Origin of the sequence: Streptomyces sp. NPDC050619 (assembly GCF_040654815.1) — a bacterium.
Lineage (GTDB): Bacteria > Actinomycetota > Actinomycetes > Streptomycetales > Streptomycetaceae > Streptomyces.
Window position 1 is genome coordinate 79,937 of record NZ_JBFAIR010000029.1, and the last position, 19,256, is coordinate 99,192.

Genomic DNA, 19,256 nt, shown 5'->3' on the forward strand with positions numbered 1-19,256 from the left:
GCCATACCAATTGACCGTGACGGATGGCCGCCTCTACGTTCCCCTGCACACCAACTGAGCACTACTGTGCGGTGTGCGCACAACCTGTCGGAACCCCGTTGTCTGCACAGGAGGAGCCATGCGTCGTCTGCTCGCCGGTCTCACGGCCGGCACCTTCCTTCTCGCCACGGCGGCCTGCGGCTCGTCCGACGGCTCCGGTACGTCGGGCAAGGCCGTCTCGTCCGGCGGCATCACCACGGTCAAACTGGGGCTCATCCCGATCGTGGACGTGGCGCCCGTCTACCTCGGCCAGAAGAAGGGCATCTACGAGAAACACGGCTTGAAGCTGGCCATCTCCACCGCGCAGGGCGGCGCGGCGATCGTGCCGGGTGTCGTGAGCGGTCAATTCCAGTTCGGCTTCAGCAATGTGACGTCCTTGATGATCGCCCAGTCCAACAACGTGCCCGTCCAGGCCGTCGCCAACGGCATCGCATCGACCGGCGTGCGGGGCAAGGACTTCAACGGCCTCATGGTGAAGAAGGGCAGCGCCATCAAGTCGCCGAAGGACCTCGAGGGCAAGAAGGTCGCCATCAACACCCTCAAGAACATCAATGAGTCCGCGGTGCGCGAGTCGGTGCGCAAGGCGGGCGGCGACCCCGACAAGGTGAAGCTCGTCGAGCTCGCCTTCGACCAGATGCCCGCTGCCCTCGACAAGGGGCAGATCGACGCCGCGTGTGTGGTCGAGCCGGTGACCGCCACGATCAGGAGCCAGGGCGGTGTGGAGATCGCCTCGCCCCTGGTCGACGTCGGCCCGGACGTCACCGTCGGAATGTACTTCGCCTCGCAGCAGTACACGCAGCAGAACCCGGAGGTGGTGAAGAAGTTCCAGGAGGCCACCGCCGAGTCCCTCGCGTACGCCGACGCCCACCCGGACGAGGCCCGCGCGATCGTCACCACGTACACGAAGATCCCGGCCGCGGTGCTGGAGCAGGTGACGCTGCCGAAGTGGCCGGCCGAGGCGAACCGCGCCTCCATCGAGGCGCTGTCGAAGCTCGGCGAGGAGGACGGCTTCTTCAAGACGAAGCCGGACCTGGACAAGCTGCTGCCGTGAAGGGCCTCAACCTCGCACTCGGTGCGGCCGGGCTCGCGGCCTTCCTCGCCCTGGGCGAGGCGGTGCCGCGGCTCGGCCTGGTCAAGGAGGCGTACTTCCCGCCGACCAGCCGTATCGCGGACGCCCTCGGCGGTGAACTCGCCGACGGCGCCTTCTGGACGGCCCTCGGCGACACGCTCACCGGCTGGGCGGTGGGCCTGGCGGTCGCGGCCTGCGCGGGGATCGTCGTGGGGATCGTCATCTCGGTCGTGCCCTACCTGCGGGACGCGACCGCCTCCACGATCGAGTTCCTGCGCCCGATCCCGTCGGTCGCGCTGATTCCGCTGGCGGTGCTGCTGTACGGCAACGAACTGCGCTCGGTCCTCCTGCTGGTCGTGTACGCCTCCTTCTGGCAGGTGCTGATCCAGACCCTGTACGGCGTCCAGGACGTCGACCCCGTCGCCGACGAGACGGCACAGTCGTACGGCCTGGGCACCTGGGCGCGCGTCCGGCACGTGCTGTGGCCGACGGCGCTCCCGTATGTCATGACGGGCGTCAGGCTGGCGGCAGCCGTCGCCCTGATCCTCACCATCACCGCCGAACTCGTCATCGGCGCACCGGGCTTGGGCGCGCGGATCGCGGTCGCCCAGACCTCGCAGGCCGTGCCCGACATGTACGCGTTGATCGTGGTGACCGGACTGCTGGGTCTGTTGATCAATGTGGGCGCGCGGTCGGTGGAGCGACGGGCGCTGGCCTGGCACCAGTCGGTGCGCGGGGAGGTGACGGTGTGAAGCACGCGCTGCTCCGGCTGGTCTTCGTGGTCGCCCTGCCCGCGATCCTGCTCACCCTGTGGTGGCTGGCGTCCGACGGCAGCACCAACGTGTACTGGCCGCCGCTGCGGACGATCCTGAAGACCTTCCCGGACGTCTGGACGGCCGAGCGGCTGCGCACGGACGCGCTGCCCAGCGTGCTCCGGCTGGCGGCGGGCTACGCGACGGCGGCCGTGGTGGGCATCGCGCTGGGCACGGTCATCGGCTCCTACCGGCGGGTGCGGGCGGTGTGCGAGCCGGTCATGGAGTTCCTGCGGGCGGTGCCGCCGCCCGTGCTGATCCCGGTCATCATGCTGTTCGCGGGCATCGGCCACACGATGAAGATCGTCGTGATCGCGATCGGCTGTGTGTGGCCGATCCTGCTCAACACCGTCGAGGGCGTGCGGGCGGTGGACTCCGTGATGGCGGAGACGGCCCGTTCGTACGGCATCACGGGCATCGCGCGACTGCGGCACGTGGTGCTGCGCTCAGCGAGCCCGCAGATCTTCGCGGGGCTGCGCCAGGCGTTGTCCGTCGGCATCATCCTCATGGTCATCAGCGAGATGTTCGCCGCCAGCAACGGACTCGGCTACACCGTCGTGCAGTTCCAGCGCGGCTTCGCGATCCCCGACATGTGGACCGGAATCCTGGTGCTGGGTCTGCTGGGCTTCCTCCTGTCGGTGCTGTTCCAGCTGGTCGAGCGGCGGGCGCTCGGCTGGTACCACGGTCTGCGCGCATCCACCCGGCGGTCCCGGTGACCTTCGCGAAAGGGCAGAGCATGCACGCGTTTCTTGACGTATCTGGCCTCAAGAAGGTCTACGAGGGATCGGGGCGACGGGTGGAGGCGGTACGCGACCTCACCTTCACCGTCGACGCGGGCGAACTGGTCTGTCTGGTCGGCCCGTCGGGCTGCGGCAAGACGACGCTGCTGAAGTGCATGGGCGGACTGCTGGACGCGACGGCGGGCGAAGTGCTGCTGGAGGGGCGGAAGGTGACCGGCCCCCCGCCCGGGATGGCCTTCGTCTTCCAGGAGTACGGCCGCAGCCTGTTCCCGTGGATGCGGGTTCGCGAGAACGTCGAACTCCCGTTGAAGCAGAAGGACTTCAGCAAGGCCCGGCGCCGGGAGCTGGTGGCGGACGCGCTGCACTCGGTCGGGCTCGCGGACGCCGCGGACGCTTATCCCTGGCAGCTCTCGGGAGGCATGCAGCAACGGGTCGCCATCGCCCGGGCGTTGGCGTACGAGCCCCAAGTGCTGCTGATGGACGAGCCGTTCGCGGCGGTGGACGCCCAGACCCGCGCCGATCTGGAGGACCTGGTGCGGGGACTGTGGCGGGAGCGCGGCATCACCGTCCTGTTCGTCACCCACGACATCGACGAGGCCGTCTACCTCGGTGAGCGGGTGATCGTGCTGTCCGCCTCCCCCACCGTCGTCCAGGAACAGCTCAAGGTCGATCTGCCGGACGACCGCGACCAGTTGCACACCAGAGTGGCGCCGCGCTTCATCGAACTGCGGACCCATGTGTACGAGCAGATCCAGGCGGCGAAGCGCGGGGCGGCCGACAAACGCGGTCAGTGAGCGGCCCACAGTCCCCGGACGTGCCCGAGATGCCGCGTCATCACCGCCCGTACGGCCTCCTCGTCCCGGGCGAGCAGTGCGTCGAGGAGTTCCAGGTGCTCCTCCGCGGAGGCCTCCAGCCGCCCCGCCTCGGCCAGCGCCGTCAGGCCGTACAGCCGCGAACGCCGCCGCAGATCCCGTACGACCTCGACGAGATGGCTGTTGCCCGCGAGGGCGAGCAGGCCCAGGTGGAAGCGCAGGTCCGCCTCGACGTAGGCGATCAGGTCGCCGGCCGCCGCGGAGGTGACGATCTCCAGGGCGACCGGGCGCAGTGCCTCCAGGGCGACCGGGTCCGCACCGGACGCGAGTGCGACCGTCGTCGGGATCTCGATCAGGGACCGGATGTGGGTGTACTCGTCGAGCTGCCGTTCGGAGACGGCGGTGACCCGGAAGCCCTTGTTGGGGACGGTGTCGACCAGCCCCTCCTTCACGAGATCGAGCATCGCCTCGCGCACCGGTGTCGCGGAGACGCCGAAGCGCGCGGCCAGTCCGGGCGCCGAGTACACCTGTCCGGGGAGCAGTTCACCGGCGATCAGTGCGGCCCGCAGGGCGTCCGCGACGCGCTCCCGGTAGCTGGGCTGCCTGCCGCCGAGCGCGGGCAGGGCGGGACTGTGCTGCGGGGCCATGACGGTTCGTTCTCCTCGGTGGTCGGCGGACATGATGGGTGCCTTCCAGGCCGACACGGCCTACAGCACGAACCCCTCCGGGAAGGGGTCTTCCGGATCCAGCAGGTACTGGGCGGTGCCGGTGATCCAGGCCCGGCCGGTGAAGCTGGGCAGTACCGCGGGGCGGCCCGCGACCTCGGTCTCGCCGAGCAGGCGGCCGGTGAAGCGGGTCCCGATGAAGGACTCGTTGACGAACTCGGTGTGCAAGGGGAGTTCGCCCCGCGCATGCAGTTGGGCCATGCGCGCGCTCGTGCCGGTGCCGCAGGGCGAGCGGTCGAACCAGCCGGGGTGGATCGCCATGGCGTGCCGCGAGTGGCGGGCGGTGGCGCCGGGCGCGTACAGGTGGACGTGGTGGCAGCCGCGGATCGACCGGTCCTCGGGATGGACCGGCTCCTCCTCGGCGTTGATGGCGTCCATCAGGGCCAGCCCCGCGGCGAGGATGTCGTCCTTGCGGGAGCGGTCGAAGGGCAGGCCGAACTCCTCCAGCGGCAGGATGGCGTAGAAGTTCCCACCGTAGGCGAGGTCGTACGTCACCGTCCGCCCGTCGGCCAGCGTGGCCTTGCGGTCGAGTCCGGCCGAGAAGGAGGGCACGTTCTGGAGTGTCACGGCCTTCGCCGCGCCGTCCTCGACGGCGACCTCGGCGACGACGAGTCCCGCCGGGGTGTCGAGGCGGATGGTGGTGACCGGTTCGACTACCTCGACCATGCCGGTCTCCACGAGCACGGTCGCGACGCCGATCGTGCCGTGTCCGCACATGGGCAGATAGCCGGAGACCTCGATGTAGACGACGCCCCAGTCGCAGTCGGGGCGGGTCGGCGGCTGGAGGATCGCGCCGCTCATGGCGGAGTGTCCGCGCGGTTCGTTCATCAGCAACTGCTTGATGTGGTCGCGGTGTTCACGGAAGTAAAGCCGCCGGTCGTTCATCGTCGCGCCGGGGATGGTGCCGATGCCGCCGGTGATCACGCGGGTGGGCATGCCCTCGGTGTGCGAGTCGACGGCGTGCAGGACGAGCTTGCTGCGCATGATCGCTTCCTCTGTTACGCGAGTCCGGCGGCGACGGCCTTCTCGGTGGCGGCGCGGACGGCGGCCTCCTGGTCCGGCGGCAGTGGCACCCGGGGCGGGCGGACCGGGCCGCCGTACCGTCCGACGATGTCCATGGACAGCTTGATCGCCTGTACGAACTCGACCCGGGAGTCCCAGCGCAGCAGCGGGTGCAGCTGCTCGTACAGCTTCCTGGCCGTGCCCAGGTCGCCGTCGACGGCCGCCCGGTACAGCTCGACGCTCGCGGCGGGCAGCGCGTTCGGGTAGCCGGCCACCCAGCCCTTGGCGCCCGCGATGGCGAGTTCCAGCAGGACGTCGTCGGCGCCGATCAACAGGTCGAGTTCCGGGGCGAGTTCGGCGATCCGGTAGGCGCGGCGGACGTCCCCGGAGAACTCCTTCACGGCGTGGATGTACCCCTCGCCGTGCAGCTTGGCGAGCAGTTCCGGCACGAGGTCGACCTTGGTGTCGATCGGGTTGTTGTACGCCACGATCGGCACCCCCGCCTTCGCGACCTCGGCGTAGTGCGCCAGCACCGAACGCTCGTCGGCGCGGTAGGAGTTGGGCGGCAGCAGCATCACCGCGTGGCAGCCGGCGTCGCGCGCCTGCTCGGCCCACCGGCGGGCCTCCGCGGACCCGTAGGCGGCGACGCCGGGCATGACGCGCGGCCCGCCGATCGCGGCGACGGCCGTCTCGACGACCTTGGCGCGCTCCTCGGGGGTGAGCACCTGGTACTCGCCGAGGGAGCCGTTGGGGACGACACCGTCGCAGCCGTTGTCGACGAGCCAGGCGCAGTGTTCGGCGTACTTGTCGTAGTCGACGCAGAGGTCGTCGCGCAGCGGGAGCGCGGTGGCGACGAGCACGCCGCGCCAGGGGCGGTGGTGGTCGGTCATGAGAGTCCTTCCTCGGTGGAGTCCGTGAAGTTCGTGGCGTCCGTGGGGTCTTTCGTGGCGTCCGTGGGGTCTGCGGAGTTCTGTGCGAGGACGCCGAGCGGCACGGGCCGCGCGAACGGCCGTCGCGAGGGGGTGGGTTCGCATCCGGCGAGTCCGGCGACCGCGATCCCGCACATCCGGCCCTGGCACCAGCCCATGCCGGCCCGGGTCAGCAGCTTCACGGTGCGTACGTCGCCCGCGCCGAGTTCCTCGACGGCCTCGCGGACGGCACCCGCGGTGACCTCCTCGCAGCGGCAGACGACGGTGTCGTCCGTGACCTGGTCGGTCCAGTGCGCGGGCGGGGCGTACGCGGCCTCGACTGCGGTCGCGAACTCCCGTTGCCTCCTGCGGGACTTGGCGGCCGGCGCCCACTGCTCCGGGTCGGGTTCCGTGCCGCCGAGGCGGGCTGCGATCGAGCGTCCGGCGATGTGCCCCTCGGCGAGCGAGAGGGCCGCGCCGCCGATGCCGGTGGCCTCCCCCGCCGCCCACACACCCGGCACGGTGGTGCGCTGTTCGTCGTCGACCTGTACGGCCGCTCCGGCCAGGCGGCAGCCGAGACTCTCGGCGAGGTCGGTGTGCGGAAGCATGCCGTGTCCGACCGCGAGGGTGTCGCAGGGCAGGTGCCGTTCGGTGCCGGGGCGGACGCGGCCGTCCGGGCCGAGGGCGGCGACGGTGACCCCGGTCAGCGTGTCCTCGCCGTGCGCGCGGACGACTGTGTGCCGGGCGAGGAAGCGGACGCGGTGGCGCAGCAGCCGGGCCGCGTACCCGGCGCCCTCCGGGAGCTTGGCGGCCAGGGCCCGGCCATGGCGTACGAAGGCCTTCGGGTCGGCCGATTCGACGAGTGCGGCGACCTCCACGCCCGCCGCCGCGAGCCCGGTCGCCACGGGCAGCAGCAAGGGCCCGGTCCCGGCCACGACCGCCCTGCGGCCCGGTGTCACGAGGCCGCTCTTGAGCATGGCCTGGGCGCCCCCGGCGGTGACGACTCCGGGGAGGGTCCAGCCGGGGAAGGGCAGCACCGTCTCGTGTCCGCCCGTGGCGAGGAGCACGGCGTCGGCCCGTACGGTGACCGGCTCCTCCTGGTCGGGGCCGAGGAGCGCGTGCACGGTGAAGTGGTCCGACTCCCGCTCTACGAACCAGACGTGATGGTCCGTCAAGAAGCGCACCGTGCTCGCCGCGAGCCCGTCGCGCAGCCGCTCCCAGGTCCGCCACTGGTGGTGCAGTGCCTCGGGGCGGCGGGCGCGGAGCTCGGCGGCGGGTTGCCGGTAGAACTGTCCGCCCGCCTCCCGCGCCGCGTCGACGAGCGTGACGCGCACCCCGCGCCGGGCCGCGGCCAGCGCGGCGGCGAGGCCGGCCGGTCCGGCGCCGATCACCGCGAGGTCAGTCCGCATGGCCCGTCCCGTCATGAACCGTCCCCGTCCCGTCATAACCCGTCCCCGTGCCGTCATGACCCGTCCCCTCATGGCCCGTCCCGTCCTGGGTGCTGATCACGTCGCCGGGGCGCAGGGGTACGAGACAGGCCCGCCGGTTGGGCCGGCCGTTGACGGTGATCAGGCAGTCGTAGCAGATCCCGATCCCGCAGAAGATCCCGCGCGGCCGGCCCGCGCCGCGCGTGGTGCGCCAGGAGGTGATACCGGCGGCCCACAGCGCCGCGGCGACCGTCTGGCCGGGCAGCGCCTGGATCTCCCGGCCGTCGAACGTGGCCGTGAAGGCGGGGCCGGGCCGCGCTCCGGCCAGCTCCAGGGGATTCACTCGGCCTCCTGGGGAAAGTGCGGGAAACGGTCGGGGCGAAACGGTCCCAGGTCCACGTCGGGTCTCTTGCCGGCGAGGATCTGCGCGATCAGGTGGCCGGTGCCGGTGGACAATCCGATGCCCGCGCCCTCGTGCCCGCAGGCGTGGAGCAGGCCGGGCGCGCGGGGGTCCGGGCCGATGGCGGGCAGATGGTCGGGGAGATACGGCCGGAAGCCGACGTACGTGCGCAGGGCGCGGACCCGCTCCAGGAACGGGAACAGCCCGGTCGCCCCCGTCGCGAGCGCGCGGAGCGCCGGCAGGGAGAACGACCGGTCGAAGCCGACGCGTTCGCGGCTCGCGCCGATCAGGATGGGCCCGGCGGCTGTGCCCTCGACCACCGGCGAGGTCTGGAGGGCCGCGGAGTCGCTGGCCACGTCGGCGACGTAGTCCGCGGCGTACACCTTGTGCCGGACCCTGGGTGGCAGCGGCTCGGTGACCAGGACGTAGCCGCGCCGGGGCCGGACCGGCAGGTGGACTCCGGCGCGGTCGGCCAGTTCGCCGCCCCAGGTCCCGGCCGCGTTGACGACCGCCGGTGCGTGGATCTCGCCCGCGTCCGTACGCACTCCCCGCACGGCTCCGTCCGGCCCGCGCGGCACCTCCAGCACCGTCCGCCCGGTGAGCAGCCGGGCTCCGGAGGCCCGTAGGAGATGGGCGGCGGCGAGGGCCGGCATCACCTGGGCGTCCTGCGGGTAGTGCACCGCGCCCGCGAGGCCGGGGGCCAGGTGTGGTTCGAGGTCGTGGAGCCGGTCCGCCGTGACGCTCACCGTCTCGACTCCGGCGGCCCGCTGCCTGGCCGCGAGGGTCTCGAGGGCGCTCAGCGACTCGGGCGCGGAGGCGACGACGACACCGCCCTTCGCGTCGTACTCGACTCCGTCGCCGAACTCCTCGGCGAGGTCGCGCCACAGGCGGAGGGAGAGCAGCGCGAGGTCGAGTTCGGGGCCGGGCTCCTTGTCGGAGACGAGGAGGTTGCCCTCGCCCGCGCCGGTGCTGCCGCCGGCCACCGGTCCGCGGTCCACGAGGACGACGTCCAGCCCCGCACGGGCCGCGTACAGGGCACAGGCGGCGCCCACCATTCCGGCGCCGACGACCACGACATCGCAGGTCAGTGACTGACTCACGTCAGTACTATGTCACATACCGCTGTACCTGAACATGGGGCATGAGCAGCGGAGACGGACGCGAGGAGAAGCGAGAAGGGGGAGGGCGGGCCGTACTGACGGGGCGCCGTCGGCGACCTGAACGCCGACGGTGCCCGGTCAGGCCTCGGGGGCCGGCACCACGCTGAGATGGTTCGCCGTACGGCGGGCGCGCACCGTCCGGCGCGCCGCGAGGGCCGGCCGGCGGGCGGGGCGGAGCACCAGGGTCAGCCGCCGGTAGCCCATGTCCAGCAGGGTCCTGGGGGTCTCGTCGACCACGCGGCAGTCGGTGGCGCCCCAGCGCGGGTCGGGATGCAGCAGCGGGCGGACCGCGCCGTCGTGCTCGACGGCCTGTTCGCCGACGACGCGGATCCAGTGCGGCAGGCCGTGCCGGTAGGCGGCCTCCATGATCGGGTCCTGGGAGATGTCGCGGCGGATCTCCTGCAGTCCGTGATCGTGGGCGTGCCGTTCCAGCGCGGCGGCGAAGTGGGCCAGCATCGGCAGGCACCAGCGTGACTCGTGCTCCCCGAGGACCGTGCTCGCGTCGGGGTGGAAGAGGACGAATCTGAGGAAGTTGTCGCCCGGCATGGCCGTCGGATGCGGGCCCACGTCCCGGAAAAGTGTCTCGAAAGCGGTGTTGGCCAGCACGACGTCCCAGCGGTGGTCGAGGACGACGGACGGGAAGGCGACGGACTCCAGGAGCGTGTCGTAGTCCTGGAGATACGCCCGGGCCTCAAGACTCTTGGGGACGGGCCGCGGCGCGGACCGCTGCCCACCTGCCTGATATGCCATCGGGAGGTCACCCCTCTTGCCTATGCGGCCTTCACGCGGCGTTGTTGATCCTGCTGCCCCGACGCGAGTCGTGTCAACTATCGTGGCATTTCATGCTCGTTGACGGCTGAAATTGGCCACAGTTGTGGCGAGACCTGGATGTGAGTTCGAAGTACCCGATACTCTCCGGGAAGTTCAAGCAACCGCTTGTGAGAAGCCAGTGAGAAACGTAGGAGATCTGTCGGTGTCGTCGGTGGCAGTCGGCTTCGAGGATCCCGGCGACGCGGCGTCGGCGGTGCTGTCGGCTGTCGTCGTCCGGGTCACCGCACTCGCCGACCGGCTCGGTGTAGCGCACGCGGAGGTCTTCGACACCGGTGGCCTGTCCGTCGCCTGCGGTGTCCCGGAGCCCGTGGTCAAGGCCCTGCTGAGCGGTCGGCCGGCCGGTGAGCCCGATGTGCAGGCGCGCTTCCTGCAACGCCTCGACCTGCTGCGCCGTACCCGGCTCAAGCCCAACGGGCGCAAGTACACCCAGCAGGAGATCGCCGACGGCGCGGGCATGTCGCGGCAGCAGGCCGGGGCGCTCATCAACGGCGACCGGCGCCCCACCATGGAGCACTGCGACGCCATCCAGCGCTTCTTCCGGGTGCACGCCGGATTCCTCACGGCCGAGGACCCCGAGGCGCTCGCGGGCGCCCTCCAGCGCACCGAGCAGGAGCTGCTGCAACAGCTCGCCGGCCGGGAGCGGGAGGCGGCCGCGGTGGCCGACGACCCGTTGGAGCGGCTGTTGCAGGACCACGGCGTGCGCGGGATCGCCTGGCGGGCGGCGCAGCTGCCCACCGACCAGCACCGCGACAAGGTCGCGGAGTGGCTGGACATGCTCCTGGAGAGCGTCAAGCGGCCCGAGTCCTGATCCGGGGGAGAACTGTGGGCATCGACAAGGAAATGCGCCGCCTGTGCGGCGAGTTGGTCGCGGAGCTGGACCTCCCCGCACCGGCACGGCCCACGGACCTGTACGGCGCCCTGTGCGACGCGATGAGCAGACGCCGCGGCCGCCCCGTCACCTTCCGTACGGCCGCCTTTCCGCCCGGAACCGCCAGCGGGCTGTGGCTCGACATGGCCGACCGGGACCTCGTCGTCATCGAGGAACGCACCGCGCCCGACCACCAGTTGGTGATCCTGGGCCACGAGCTGTGGCACATGAAGGCCGGGCACTGCGGCCATCATGTCGAGGGTGTGAAGGTCGCCACCCGGCTGCTGAGCGATCACACCGACGGTGCGGAGGGCACAGACGGCACCGACGAGACCGGCCTCAGGGCGACGGTGCTGAACCTCGCCGCGCGCAGCCGCTTCGACCTCGCCGACGAGCGGGAGGCGGAGAGCTTCGGACTGCTGCTGGCCAGCAAGTGCCGTACGTGGCTCGCCGGTTCGTCGCTGCGGGGGCCGGTGCAGCGCGATCACCTGGCGGGGCGGATCGAGGCGTCGCTCGGTTATCTGGGGCCACAGGGCTGAGCGCCGGGTGACGGCCGCTCGACGCGGTGGCCTCACGTCGCGCTGCGTTCGCTCGCCTCGCGCAGATCGCGCTCCATGGCCCGGCTGCGGGCGGTGTCGGGCCGGCCCTCGCGCAGGAGGTCGCGCCAGTGCTCGCGGCTCCAGTCGGCCGGTGTCGTGCCCGCGGTGAACTCCTCGACCAGGGCGACGAAGCGGGCCGGGTCGCTGTGGAACGGGAAGTGGCCCGCGCCCTCGAAGATCTCCAGCCGGCTGCCCGGCATCGCCTCGTGCGCCCCGTACGCGTGCCGCACGGGCACCACGCTGTCCCGGTCGCCCCACAGCAGCATGGTCGGCATGCCCTCGGTCAGATAGCAGCGGTCGAGCATGGTCACGACCTGGCCGCGCCAGTCGACGACCGCGCGCAGGGTGCGGATGAAGGCGTTGCGCGAGGTCTCGTCGGGCAGCGCGTCCACGAGGGTGAACAGCTCGGGGGCGTCCTGGCCGAGATCGGTGTCCAGGAGCTTCATCAGCTGTGCCGCGAGGCCCACTTGCAGCCGCATCCCGGGCAGCCGCAGCGTGGAGAGCATCAGATGGGCGCCGGGGAGCGAGACCAGCCGCAGCACGGGGTTGACCTCGCGGCCCACCCCGCCCGCGCTGACCAGGATGAGCCGCTCGGTGCGCTCGGGGAACTGGTAGGCGAACTGCATCGCCACGCCCCCGCCCAGCGAGTGCCCGACCAGGGTCGCCGACTCGATGCCCAGCGTCGTGAGCAGGTCGCGCAGGCCGTTGGCGTAGGCGGCCACCGACGGCGCGCGGCTTGTCGGAGGCGCCGTGGCCGAGGAGGTCGGGGGCGATCACGGTGTGGGTGCGGGCCAGGTCGGGGATCAGTTCGGCCCAGGTCGTGGAGGAGTCCCCGATGCCGTGGATGAGCACCAGCGCCGGGCCCTCGCCGGCCATCCGGAAGGCGCGGCGGTAACCATGCACGACGCGGTACTGCAACTGGAGTTCCGCATCGCCCACCGACCGCAGCCGTACCGTGCGCGCGGCGCGTCGTCGCGGGGCGTCGACCACGTGCTCGCCTCCCGTTCCCGTGGGCCGCGGCTGTGCGGCCGAAAGCCCTTCACTCCAGCCTAGGGCCGCATTCCTCTCGGTGATTTCGGTGAGGTTTCGCCTCCGCTAAGCGGGCGAACCGACGTGGACCGGGACCGGATTGTCAGTGGCGGACGGCAAGCTGGAAGTGCGCCGCTGTTTGAGGCGCCCGCGCCACAGGGGCGCGTGACCGACGACGCCGACCCGGGGAGAGCCGACCGATGCCCACCGCCGTACTGACCGACCGCGAGCGCACCGCCGTCCAGGCCTATCTGCGGCTGATGCACACCGTGCGGGCCGCGTTCGACGTCGCGCCCGGCCCGCCGCGGGCCGGCCGACCACCCGTCGTCCCGCCCGCCGCGCTCGCCGAGGCGGAACAGGCACTGGCGGACGCGGGACTCGCGGGCAACGAGGAGGCGTTCTTCCGGCTGCTGCACGCTTGGTGCCCGCCGGAGCCGTAGGGCCCGCGGAGCGCTGAACCGCCGTGCCGCCGTGCCGTACGCGAGGGGTTCAGTCGTGCGGCACGGTGACGGACGTGACCACCAGGCCGCGCCCGGCGCTCCAGCGGCCCGTGAAGTGGCCGAGCCGACGGCCGCCCACCAGCGGTCCGGGGACGAGGAGTTCGGCCCGCAGAGCGCCGCGCAGCCGCTCGCCGGGGTCGACGCTGATGTCGATGTCGGCCTCGGCGAAGTCCAGCCACTGCCCGGTGAGGGGGAACCACGCCTTGTAGACGGACTCCTTGGCGCTGAACAGAAGCCGGTCCCAGTGGATCCCGGGGTGCTCCCGGCTGAGGCGGAGCAGCCGTTGCCGTTCCGCGGGCAGCGACACCGCGGACAGGACGCCTTCCGGGAGCGGACCGTCGGGTTCGGCGTCGATGCCGAGGGAGGCCAGGTCGGTGGCGCGGACCAGGGCGGCGGCGCAGTATCCGTCGCAGTGGGTCATGCTGCCGGTCAGGCCGGCCGGCCACTGCGGGGCGCCGCGTTCGCCGGGCAGGACGGGCTGGGGCGGTACGCCGAGCTTCTCCATGGCCCGGCGGGCGCAGGAGCGCACCACGGTGAACTCCCGGCGCCGCTTCGCGACCGACTTCGCCACGAGCGCCTCTTCCTCGGGGTACAGCGGCGCGCCCTCCGGCTCGCCGTTGCCGTACACCTCCACGGCGACGACCGTGTCCGGCAGCAGTTCCTCGATCACCGCGCCCCGACCTCCCTGGGCACGATGCGGCGCAGCCGCCCCGGCGGCTCCGTACGTTTGCGCCATTCGCGGGGGTATCCCACCGACACCTCCTCGAAGCGGACGCCCTCGTGCCAGGTGGTCCGGGGGATGTGGAGATGGCCGTAGACCATGGTCTCGACCCGGAACCTGCGGTGCCAGTCGGCGGTCAGCGAGGTGCCGCACCACATGGCGAACTCGGGGTGCCACAGGACATCCGTCGGGTGCCGGTCCAGCGGGTAGTGGTTGACGAGGACCGTGGGCAGGTGGTCGGGCACCGCGGTGAGCCTGCGTTCGGTCTCGGCGATCCGGGCCCGGCACCATGCCTCGCGGGAGGGGTAGGGGTCGGGGTGCAGCAGGTACTCGTCGGTGCACACGATTCCGGTGCCCTGCGCGTACTCGAGTCCCTGCTCCTTGGTCGCGCAGCCGGCGGGCAGGAAGGAGTAGTCGTACAGCAGGAACAGCGGCGCTACGGCGACCGGGCCGCCGGGGCCGTCCCAGATGGGGTAGGGGTCCTCGGGTGTCGTCACGCCGAGGTCCCGGCACATCTCGACCAGGTATTCGTAGCGGGCGACTCCGCGCAGGGTGACGGCGTCCTGCGGGTGGGTCCACAGTTCGTGGTTGCCGGGGGCCCAGACGACCTTGCGGAAGCGGCCCGCGAGCGTCTTGAGGGCCCAGTGGATGTCTGCCACGGTCTCCGCGACGTCGCCGGCCACCAGCAGCCAGTCGTCGTCCGACTCCGGCCGCATCCGCTCGACCAGCTCGCGATTCTCCTGGTAGCCGATGTGCAGGTCACTGATGGCCAGCAGCTGCCCGGTACCGCCGACCGTCGACGTCACCTCTCGCCCCCTCCGCTCACCCGAATGGCACCACCAGAACACATGCGCGGGCCCGAGGACAAGGGCGGATCAAGTCCCCCGTGATCAAAGTGCCTCGTAATCAAAGGGAGCGTGATCGCAATATCAACGCGGCATGATCGGAGAATCCGTAACACGCACGTTGCACGCGGGACCTCTGCAAAGCCGTATGATCGCCGCAACACCACCGCCATGAACGTCCCTTCGCCGGGGCGGTTTGGTGTACCTCCAATTACCCTGCCCGGGCACGGGCCTGATTTGCCCTGCCCGCGAACCTTGAAAGGCGGCCTGCATGGTCTCTCGCGTACGCGTCTGGCTCAACCGCACGTACGCGGAGAACGTCTTCTTCATGGATCAGCTGAGGCGAAATCCCAGCGACCGGGCCGTCGAGATCCATGCCACGCACGGCGACGCCGACTCCCCCGTACTGGCCGCGGCCGACACCGCCGACCTGGAGCCGGAGGGCCTGTCCCCGGCGGCGTACGTGGAGTACGCGCTCGACCAGTGTGTGCGGCGCGGCATCGACGTGTTCGTGCCCCGGCTGCACCAGTCGGCGATCGTGGCGCATCGCGCCGACTTCGAGGCGGCCGGTACGGCTCTGCTGGCGCCGCCGCCCGAGGCCGTGGCCGTCTTCCACGACAAGGTGATCGCCTACGAGGCCGTCCAGGCGATCGGCGTGCCCGTGCCGCCGTGGTGGCGGGTGCGGTCGGCGGACGAACTCGTCGTGGCCGTGGAGGCGTTGGAGGCCGACGGGCACAAGGCCTGTTTCAAACCGGCGTCCGGCGCGGGCGGGGTGGGCTTCCGCGTCATCACGCGCGCCCCCTTCTCGCTCATGCACCTCAACGGATTCCCGAGCCCGTACGTGCCGCTCGACGTGGTGCTCGAAGCGCTGGGGCAGGCCGACGAGCCGGTGGACTGGCTGGTCATGCCGCGGCTCGAGCAGCCGGAGGTGTCGGTGGACTGCCTCACCGGCCCGGACAACCGGATCCGGCTGGCCGTGGGCCGCACCAAGAACGGCCGTCGGCGCGGCTTCACCCTGCACGAGCAGTGGCTGGAGCCGGCCCGGCGGATCGCCGAGGGCTTCGGACTGCACTACCTGTCCAACATCCAGTTCCGGATGTTCGGCGAGCGGCCCGTCCTCATGGACGTCAACACCCGCCCGGCCGGCGGACTGCACCAGCTGTCCCTGTGTGGCGTCAACGCCCCTTGGGCGGCTGTGCAGTTGGCGCTCGGCGAGGACCCGGGCGAGATGGCTCCGCCGTTCCTGGGCCAGGACTACTCGGTGGTGTCGGGGCCGCGTCCGCTGCGGCCGGTGTCGATCCCGCACCAGCGCGGTACGGAGGAGCCGGAGCCCCTGATGCCGGCCGCCCCCGCGCCGGCGGCGGAACCGGCCGAGTCGGCCGCGCCCGTCTCCTCGAAGGCCGGCACCCCCGCCACCGCACCGGCCTGAGTCACCTCTTCACACCGGTCTCGCTCTCCTCGGCTCCGCGGCCCTCGCCCTGGCGGGGGCCGTCGCCCTGCCCGGTACGGCCCACGCGGCCCATGTCCTGACCAACGCCAGCTTCGAGTCCGGCGGCCTCTCCTCCTGGTCCTGCTCCGGCGACCTCTGCTCGGTCGTCTCCTCCCCCGTGCACGGCGGCTCCAAGGCCCTTGCGGGCGCGGTGAGTTCGAGCGACAACGCCAAGTGCGGCCGCCGGGCACGACCTACACGCTCGAGGGCTGGGTGCGCGGCAGCCGTCTATCTCGGCGTGGGCGGTGGCGCCTCCACCTGGACCTCGTCCCCGTCGGCCTACAGCCGACTGTCCGTCTCCTTCACCACCGGCGCCGCGCGGACCAGCGCCGCCGTGTATGTGCACGGCTGGTACGCGCAGGGCACCTACTACGCCGACGACACGACGACATCAGCCTCGACGGTCCGGGCGGCGGCCGGATGCCCAGGCGCCCAGCGCGCCGGCCGGCCTCCGCTCCACGTCCACCGCAGCGCCGGCCAGGTGCTCAGCGTCTCCGGTACGACCGCCACGGTGAGCGGTCTGTCGCCCAGCACCCCGTACCGGCTGGGGCGATCCCCCGAGCGCGACCTCTCTGATGAGTGCGACCGGCGTCAAGTGATACTTGATGGCGTTCGTCCCCTCCTCCGGCGGCCGCACTCCCGCCTGGGACGGCTCGCGCCCGCTGACCGGCGGCAACGACCAGAGCGTCATCAGCGCCATCCGCTCGGCGGGCGGGGACACCGTCCCGTCGATCGGCGGCTGGAGCGGCAACAAGCTCGGCCCGAACTGCTCGACCGCCCAGGCGCCGGCGGGCGCCTGCCTTGAACGGCCTGTCCGACCAGCAGGAGCTCACCTCGCCGACGACCTGGACCCAGATCCGCGACCGGCCGTGCCCCGGCGGGGGCGTGGTGAGCAACTGCTCCGGCATCGGCCAGAGCGACTGGCAGTTCACCTCGATCACGGCCGGCTTCACCGGCTGAGCGTTCGCCGTCAGCGTGGGGGCGCCTGCACCGGGTACCCCCACGCTTTCGCCAACTCAGCCAGGCGCGGCGGGAGTTCGGCCGTGGGGTCGGCCTGGCGGGCGGGCCGGATGCGGCCCGACTTGATGGTGCTGCTCCAGTCGCCGAGCTGCGGGCGGAAGGCGCCGTGGTCCTTGCTGCCGTAGTCGAGCATGGCGCTCTCCCACGGGACACCGAGGTACTCGCACAGGCCACGGGTCGCCCGCTCCGGCTCGGCGGTGAGCTCTTCGTACGTGACCACATGAGCGTCGAGGCTCTGCCGCGCCTCCTCCAGCTTCTCGCTGTAGTCGAGGACTTCGGCGCGGATGGCCTCGTGGTCGGGATCCGTACGGCGGTCGGTCAGCGACGCGATGACCGCGCCCGGGTGGCGCAGCAGGACGACATAGCGGGCGTCGGGCCAACATCGGCGCAGCCGGGGCCAGATGAGGGTGTTGGCCGGGGTCTTGTCGACGATGACGTCCTTGCCGCTGCGGGTGAGTTCCAGGTGCAGCACCCGGTCCCACAGGACGTGTTCCAGCTCCTCCTTGTTCAGTTCGAGCGCCTTCATGGCCTCCGCGGTGAAGTCGCGGGTCAACTCGACGTGGAGAGTGCGCAGATGCATCTCGTGCGGGGCCCGGATGCGGCTGTGGCTGTTCAGCAGCACCCGCAGCAGGGTCGACCCGGAGCGCACGCAGGACAGCACGAAGACCGGCGCCGCCACCAGGCGCGGGGCGCTCGGGACGGGGTACTGCTCGGAGGCGGGCCGGGGCCGGGGGGCGGGGAGGGCGTCCAGGTTCCGGCGCGGTGGGCTCACCGCCTCCTTCATCAGCCTCCCCCGACGCTTCAGTCCCTTGCCGATCGCGGACATACGCGGGTCTCGCACCGTGACACCTTTCTCTTGCGCCTTACTCCCCGCATCCCAGAGGCGGCAAGCGAACATCAGGTGTCGCGGAGGCGAATCGCCATGGTCACGGAACCTCGAATTCCGCCCGTGACCAGGCGATTTACCGCTTTCTTAATTCTTCATGGGAACACCCTGGAGAGGACGCCTCAGAAGCGGCCCGATCCGCGGTACAGCTCCAACTCCCCTTCCAGTTCCACCGCGAGCACCGTGGCGTGCGGGTCGAGGTCGGCCGCGGCGGGCGGGTCGATCCACAGCACGCCGACGGCCTCGTGCAGTCCGCCGACGACCCGGTGGGCGAGTTCGGTACCGGTGCCGAGGACGCTGACCTTGCGCACCGGCGTGACGAGCCCGCGGACGCCGATCTCGGCGCGGGGGATGTCGAACAGGGTGAGGTAGAGCGTGCGGCGGTCGGCGGAGAGGGTGCTGGGCCCGTAGTGGTGCCCGGCCGGCAGCCCGCGCAGTGTCCCGTAGACGGCGTCGGAGTGCCGGGCGATCCAGTCCCCGAGGCCTTCGAGGCGCTCGACCTGCGGCTCGGGGATGGTGCCGTCCTCCATCGGGCCGACGTCGAGGAGCAGGTTGCCGCCCCCGCCGATGGTCTCGGTGAAGTAGCGGACGAGCTGGGTGAGCGACTTGTGGTTGTGGTCGTGGTGCTGGTAGCCCCACGAGTCGTTGATGGTCAGGCACAACTCCCAGGGACCGTCGGGCGGTTCGATGGGGGCGCCCTGTTCGGGGGTGGCGTAGTCGCCCTCGCTGAGCATGCGCGCGTTGAAGATGACGTCGGGCGAGTACGAGCGGATGAGCGCGGCCAGTTCCGGGATGCGCCACTGCTCCTCGCTGCGGTCCCACTCGCCGTCGAACCACATCACGTCGGGCCGGTAGCGGGAGGCCAGTTCGCGGATCTGGCCGTCGCGGTAGGCGATGAACCGCTCCCAGGCGTCGAGGTCCTCGAACTCGGCCGCGACCTCGGAGTAGCGGTTGTCCTCCTGCTCCGGCGGGCGGCCCGGCTTGCGCGTGGAGGCGTAGTCGGGGTGGTTCCAGTCGGAGTGGGAGTAGTACAGGCCGACCTTGAGGCCCTCCTCGCGCAGGGCCTCGGCGTAGCCGGAGAGGTAGTCGCGGCCCAGGTTGAGGTCACCGTAGGCGGTGTCCCACAGGGCGACGCCGTCGTGGTGGCGGCTGGTCAGGACGGCGTACTTGGCGCCGGCGCGGGCGAAGAGCTTCGCCCACGCCTGCGGGTCGTACTTGGCGCCGGTGAAGCGCTCCAGCTGGGACATGTACTGGTCGTGCGGCACGATGTCGTCGTAGAACGACCAGGATTCCTGGACGCCGTCGACGGCGTAGATCCCCCAGTGGACGAAGATCCCCAACTTGGCGTCGGTGAACCAGGGTTGCATGGGCATG

At 71.4% G+C, this 19,256-nt stretch carries 19 protein-coding genes and 3 pseudogenes; 10 read left to right on the forward strand and 12 right to left on the reverse strand.

The features are described from left to right. The first annotated feature begins 118 nt into the window (after nt 1–118). From AB0I77_RS37200 to AB0I77_RS37215, 4 genes are read left to right on the forward strand one after another with little or no spacing between them, the layout of a single operon-like run. On the forward strand, nt 119–1,090 hold the full coding sequence (locus tag AB0I77_RS37200; protein WP_363287202.1) for an ABC transporter substrate-binding protein: 972 nt from the start codon (nt 119–121) through the stop codon (nt 1,088–1,090). Continuing rightward, a complete protein-coding gene (locus tag AB0I77_RS37205) occupies nt 1,087–1,860 on the forward strand; it encodes an ABC transporter permease (protein WP_363287203.1) in 774 nt (257 codons plus the stop codon). Before AB0I77_RS37200 ends, AB0I77_RS37205 begins: the two co-directional genes overlap by 4 nt. Further along, the gene (locus AB0I77_RS37210) at nt 1,857–2,636 is read left to right on the forward strand and encodes an ABC transporter permease (protein ID WP_363287204.1); all 780 of its coding nucleotides are present in this window, start codon (nt 1,857–1,859) and stop codon (nt 2,634–2,636) included. Before AB0I77_RS37205 ends, AB0I77_RS37210 begins: the two co-directional genes overlap by 4 nt. Before the next feature lie 20 nt (nt 2,637–2,656). Further along, nucleotides 2,657–3,454: an ABC transporter ATP-binding protein gene (locus AB0I77_RS37215; protein ID WP_363287205.1), complete on the forward strand. Its 798-nt coding sequence runs from the start codon at nt 2,657–2,659 to the stop codon at nt 3,452–3,454. Here the strand turns inward: AB0I77_RS37215 and AB0I77_RS37220 are convergent. The 7 genes and pseudogenes from AB0I77_RS37220 to AB0I77_RS37250 all read right to left on the reverse strand — a co-directional run bounded on the left by AB0I77_RS37220 (nt 3,448) and on the right by AB0I77_RS37250 (nt 9,844). Then, nucleotides 3,448–4,119, reverse strand: a complete 672-nt coding sequence (locus AB0I77_RS37220) for a GntR family transcriptional regulator (protein ID WP_363287206.1) — start codon at nt 4,117–4,119, stop codon at nt 3,448–3,450. The two genes, AB0I77_RS37215 and AB0I77_RS37220, sit on opposite strands and share 7 nt — an antisense overlap. Before the next feature lie 60 nt (nt 4,120–4,179). Continuing rightward, nucleotides 4,180–5,181, reverse strand: a complete 1,002-nt coding sequence (locus AB0I77_RS37225; RefSeq protein WP_363287207.1) for a proline racemase family protein — start codon at nt 5,179–5,181, stop codon at nt 4,180–4,182. Nucleotides 5,182–5,195: 14 nt separating this feature from the next. After that, a complete protein-coding gene (locus AB0I77_RS37230) occupies nt 5,196–6,089 on the reverse strand; it encodes a dihydrodipicolinate synthase family protein (RefSeq protein WP_363287208.1) in 894 nt (297 codons plus the stop codon). Then, nucleotides 6,086–7,516 carry an NAD(P)/FAD-dependent oxidoreductase gene (locus AB0I77_RS37235; RefSeq protein ID WP_363287209.1) on the reverse strand — a complete coding sequence of 477 codons (1,431 nt, stop codon included), beginning with the start codon at nt 7,514–7,516 and terminating at the stop codon, nt 6,086–6,088. The genes AB0I77_RS37230 and AB0I77_RS37235 overlap by 4 nt, the downstream gene beginning before the upstream one ends. 67 nt (nt 7,517–7,583) lie before the next feature. Beyond that, a pseudogene (locus AB0I77_RS37240) lies at nt 7,584–7,877 on the reverse strand ((2Fe-2S)-binding protein); the annotation flags it as partial. Next, nucleotides 7,874–9,034, reverse strand: a complete 1,161-nt coding sequence (locus AB0I77_RS37245) for an FAD-binding oxidoreductase (protein ID WP_363287210.1) — start codon at nt 9,032–9,034, stop codon at nt 7,874–7,876. The pseudogene AB0I77_RS37240 and the gene AB0I77_RS37245, both read right to left, overlap by 4 nt. Before the next feature lie 138 nt (nt 9,035–9,172). After that, on the reverse strand, nt 9,173–9,844 hold the full coding sequence (locus tag AB0I77_RS37250) for a hypothetical protein (protein ID WP_363287212.1): 672 nt from the start codon (nt 9,842–9,844) through the stop codon (nt 9,173–9,175). A gap of 232 nt (nt 9,845–10,076) precedes the next feature. Between AB0I77_RS37250 and AB0I77_RS37255 the strand changes: the two genes are divergently transcribed. Then, entirely contained in the window at nt 10,077–10,733 is a 657-nt protein-coding gene (locus AB0I77_RS37255; protein ID WP_363287262.1) for a helix-turn-helix transcriptional regulator, read from the forward strand. A gap of 32 nt (nt 10,734–10,765) precedes the next feature. Then, nucleotides 10,766–11,332, forward strand: a complete 567-nt coding sequence (locus tag AB0I77_RS37260) for a toxin-antitoxin system, toxin component (RefSeq protein WP_363287263.1) — start codon at nt 10,766–10,768, stop codon at nt 11,330–11,332. A gap of 32 nt (nt 11,333–11,364) precedes the next feature. Here AB0I77_RS37260 and AB0I77_RS37265 read toward each other — a convergent pair. After that, nucleotides 11,365–12,331: pseudogene (locus tag AB0I77_RS37265) on the reverse strand (alpha/beta hydrolase). Between AB0I77_RS37265 and AB0I77_RS37270 the strand changes: the two are divergent. Further along, nucleotides 12,233–12,445 (forward strand): hypothetical protein, encoded by a 213-nt coding sequence (locus AB0I77_RS37270; protein WP_363287267.1) that lies wholly within the window; start codon nt 12,233–12,235, stop codon nt 12,443–12,445. The pseudogene AB0I77_RS37265 and the gene AB0I77_RS37270 sit on opposite strands and share 99 nt — an antisense overlap. A gap of 176 nt (nt 12,446–12,621) precedes the next feature. Continuing rightward, a complete protein-coding gene (locus AB0I77_RS37275) occupies nt 12,622–12,861 on the forward strand; it encodes a hypothetical protein (protein WP_363287213.1) in 240 nt (79 codons plus the stop codon). A 49-nt stretch (nt 12,862–12,910) separates the two neighbouring features. Here the strand turns inward: AB0I77_RS37275 and AB0I77_RS37280 are convergent, their stop codons facing one another. Together AB0I77_RS37280 and AB0I77_RS37285 are read right to left on the reverse strand one after the other, a co-directional pair. Beyond that, nucleotides 12,911–13,591 carry a 4'-phosphopantetheinyl transferase superfamily protein gene (locus AB0I77_RS37280; RefSeq protein ID WP_363287214.1) on the reverse strand — a complete coding sequence of 227 codons (681 nt, stop codon included), beginning with the start codon at nt 13,589–13,591 and terminating at the stop codon, nt 12,911–12,913. Continuing rightward, nucleotides 13,588–14,448, reverse strand: a complete 861-nt coding sequence (locus AB0I77_RS37285; protein WP_363287215.1) for a metallophosphoesterase — start codon at nt 14,446–14,448, stop codon at nt 13,588–13,590. The genes AB0I77_RS37280 and AB0I77_RS37285 overlap by 4 nt, the downstream gene beginning before the upstream one ends. Before the next feature lie 310 nt (nt 14,449–14,758). On the opposite strand from AB0I77_RS37285, the gene AB0I77_RS37290 reads away from it, so the two are divergent. Continuing rightward, on the forward strand, nt 14,759–15,916 hold the full coding sequence (locus AB0I77_RS37290) for an ATP-grasp domain-containing protein (RefSeq protein WP_363287216.1): 1,158 nt from the start codon (nt 14,759–14,761) through the stop codon (nt 15,914–15,916). A 49-nt stretch (nt 15,917–15,965) separates the two neighbouring features. Then, a pseudogene (locus tag AB0I77_RS37295) lies at nt 15,966–16,936 on the forward strand (carbohydrate binding domain-containing protein). Nucleotides 16,937–16,946: 10 nt separating this feature from the next. On the opposite strand, the gene AB0I77_RS37300 reads toward AB0I77_RS37295, so the two are convergent. Together AB0I77_RS37300 and AB0I77_RS37305 are read right to left on the reverse strand one after the other, a co-directional pair. Next, entirely contained in the window at nt 16,947–17,837 is an 891-nt protein-coding gene (locus AB0I77_RS37300; RefSeq protein WP_363287218.1) for a sulfotransferase, read from the reverse strand. A 167-nt stretch (nt 17,838–18,004) separates the two neighbouring features. After that, nucleotides 18,005–19,255: an alpha-L-fucosidase gene (locus AB0I77_RS37305; protein WP_363287219.1), complete on the reverse strand. Its 1,251-nt coding sequence runs from the start codon at nt 19,253–19,255 to the stop codon at nt 18,005–18,007. Nucleotide 19,256 lies beyond the last annotated feature (1 nt).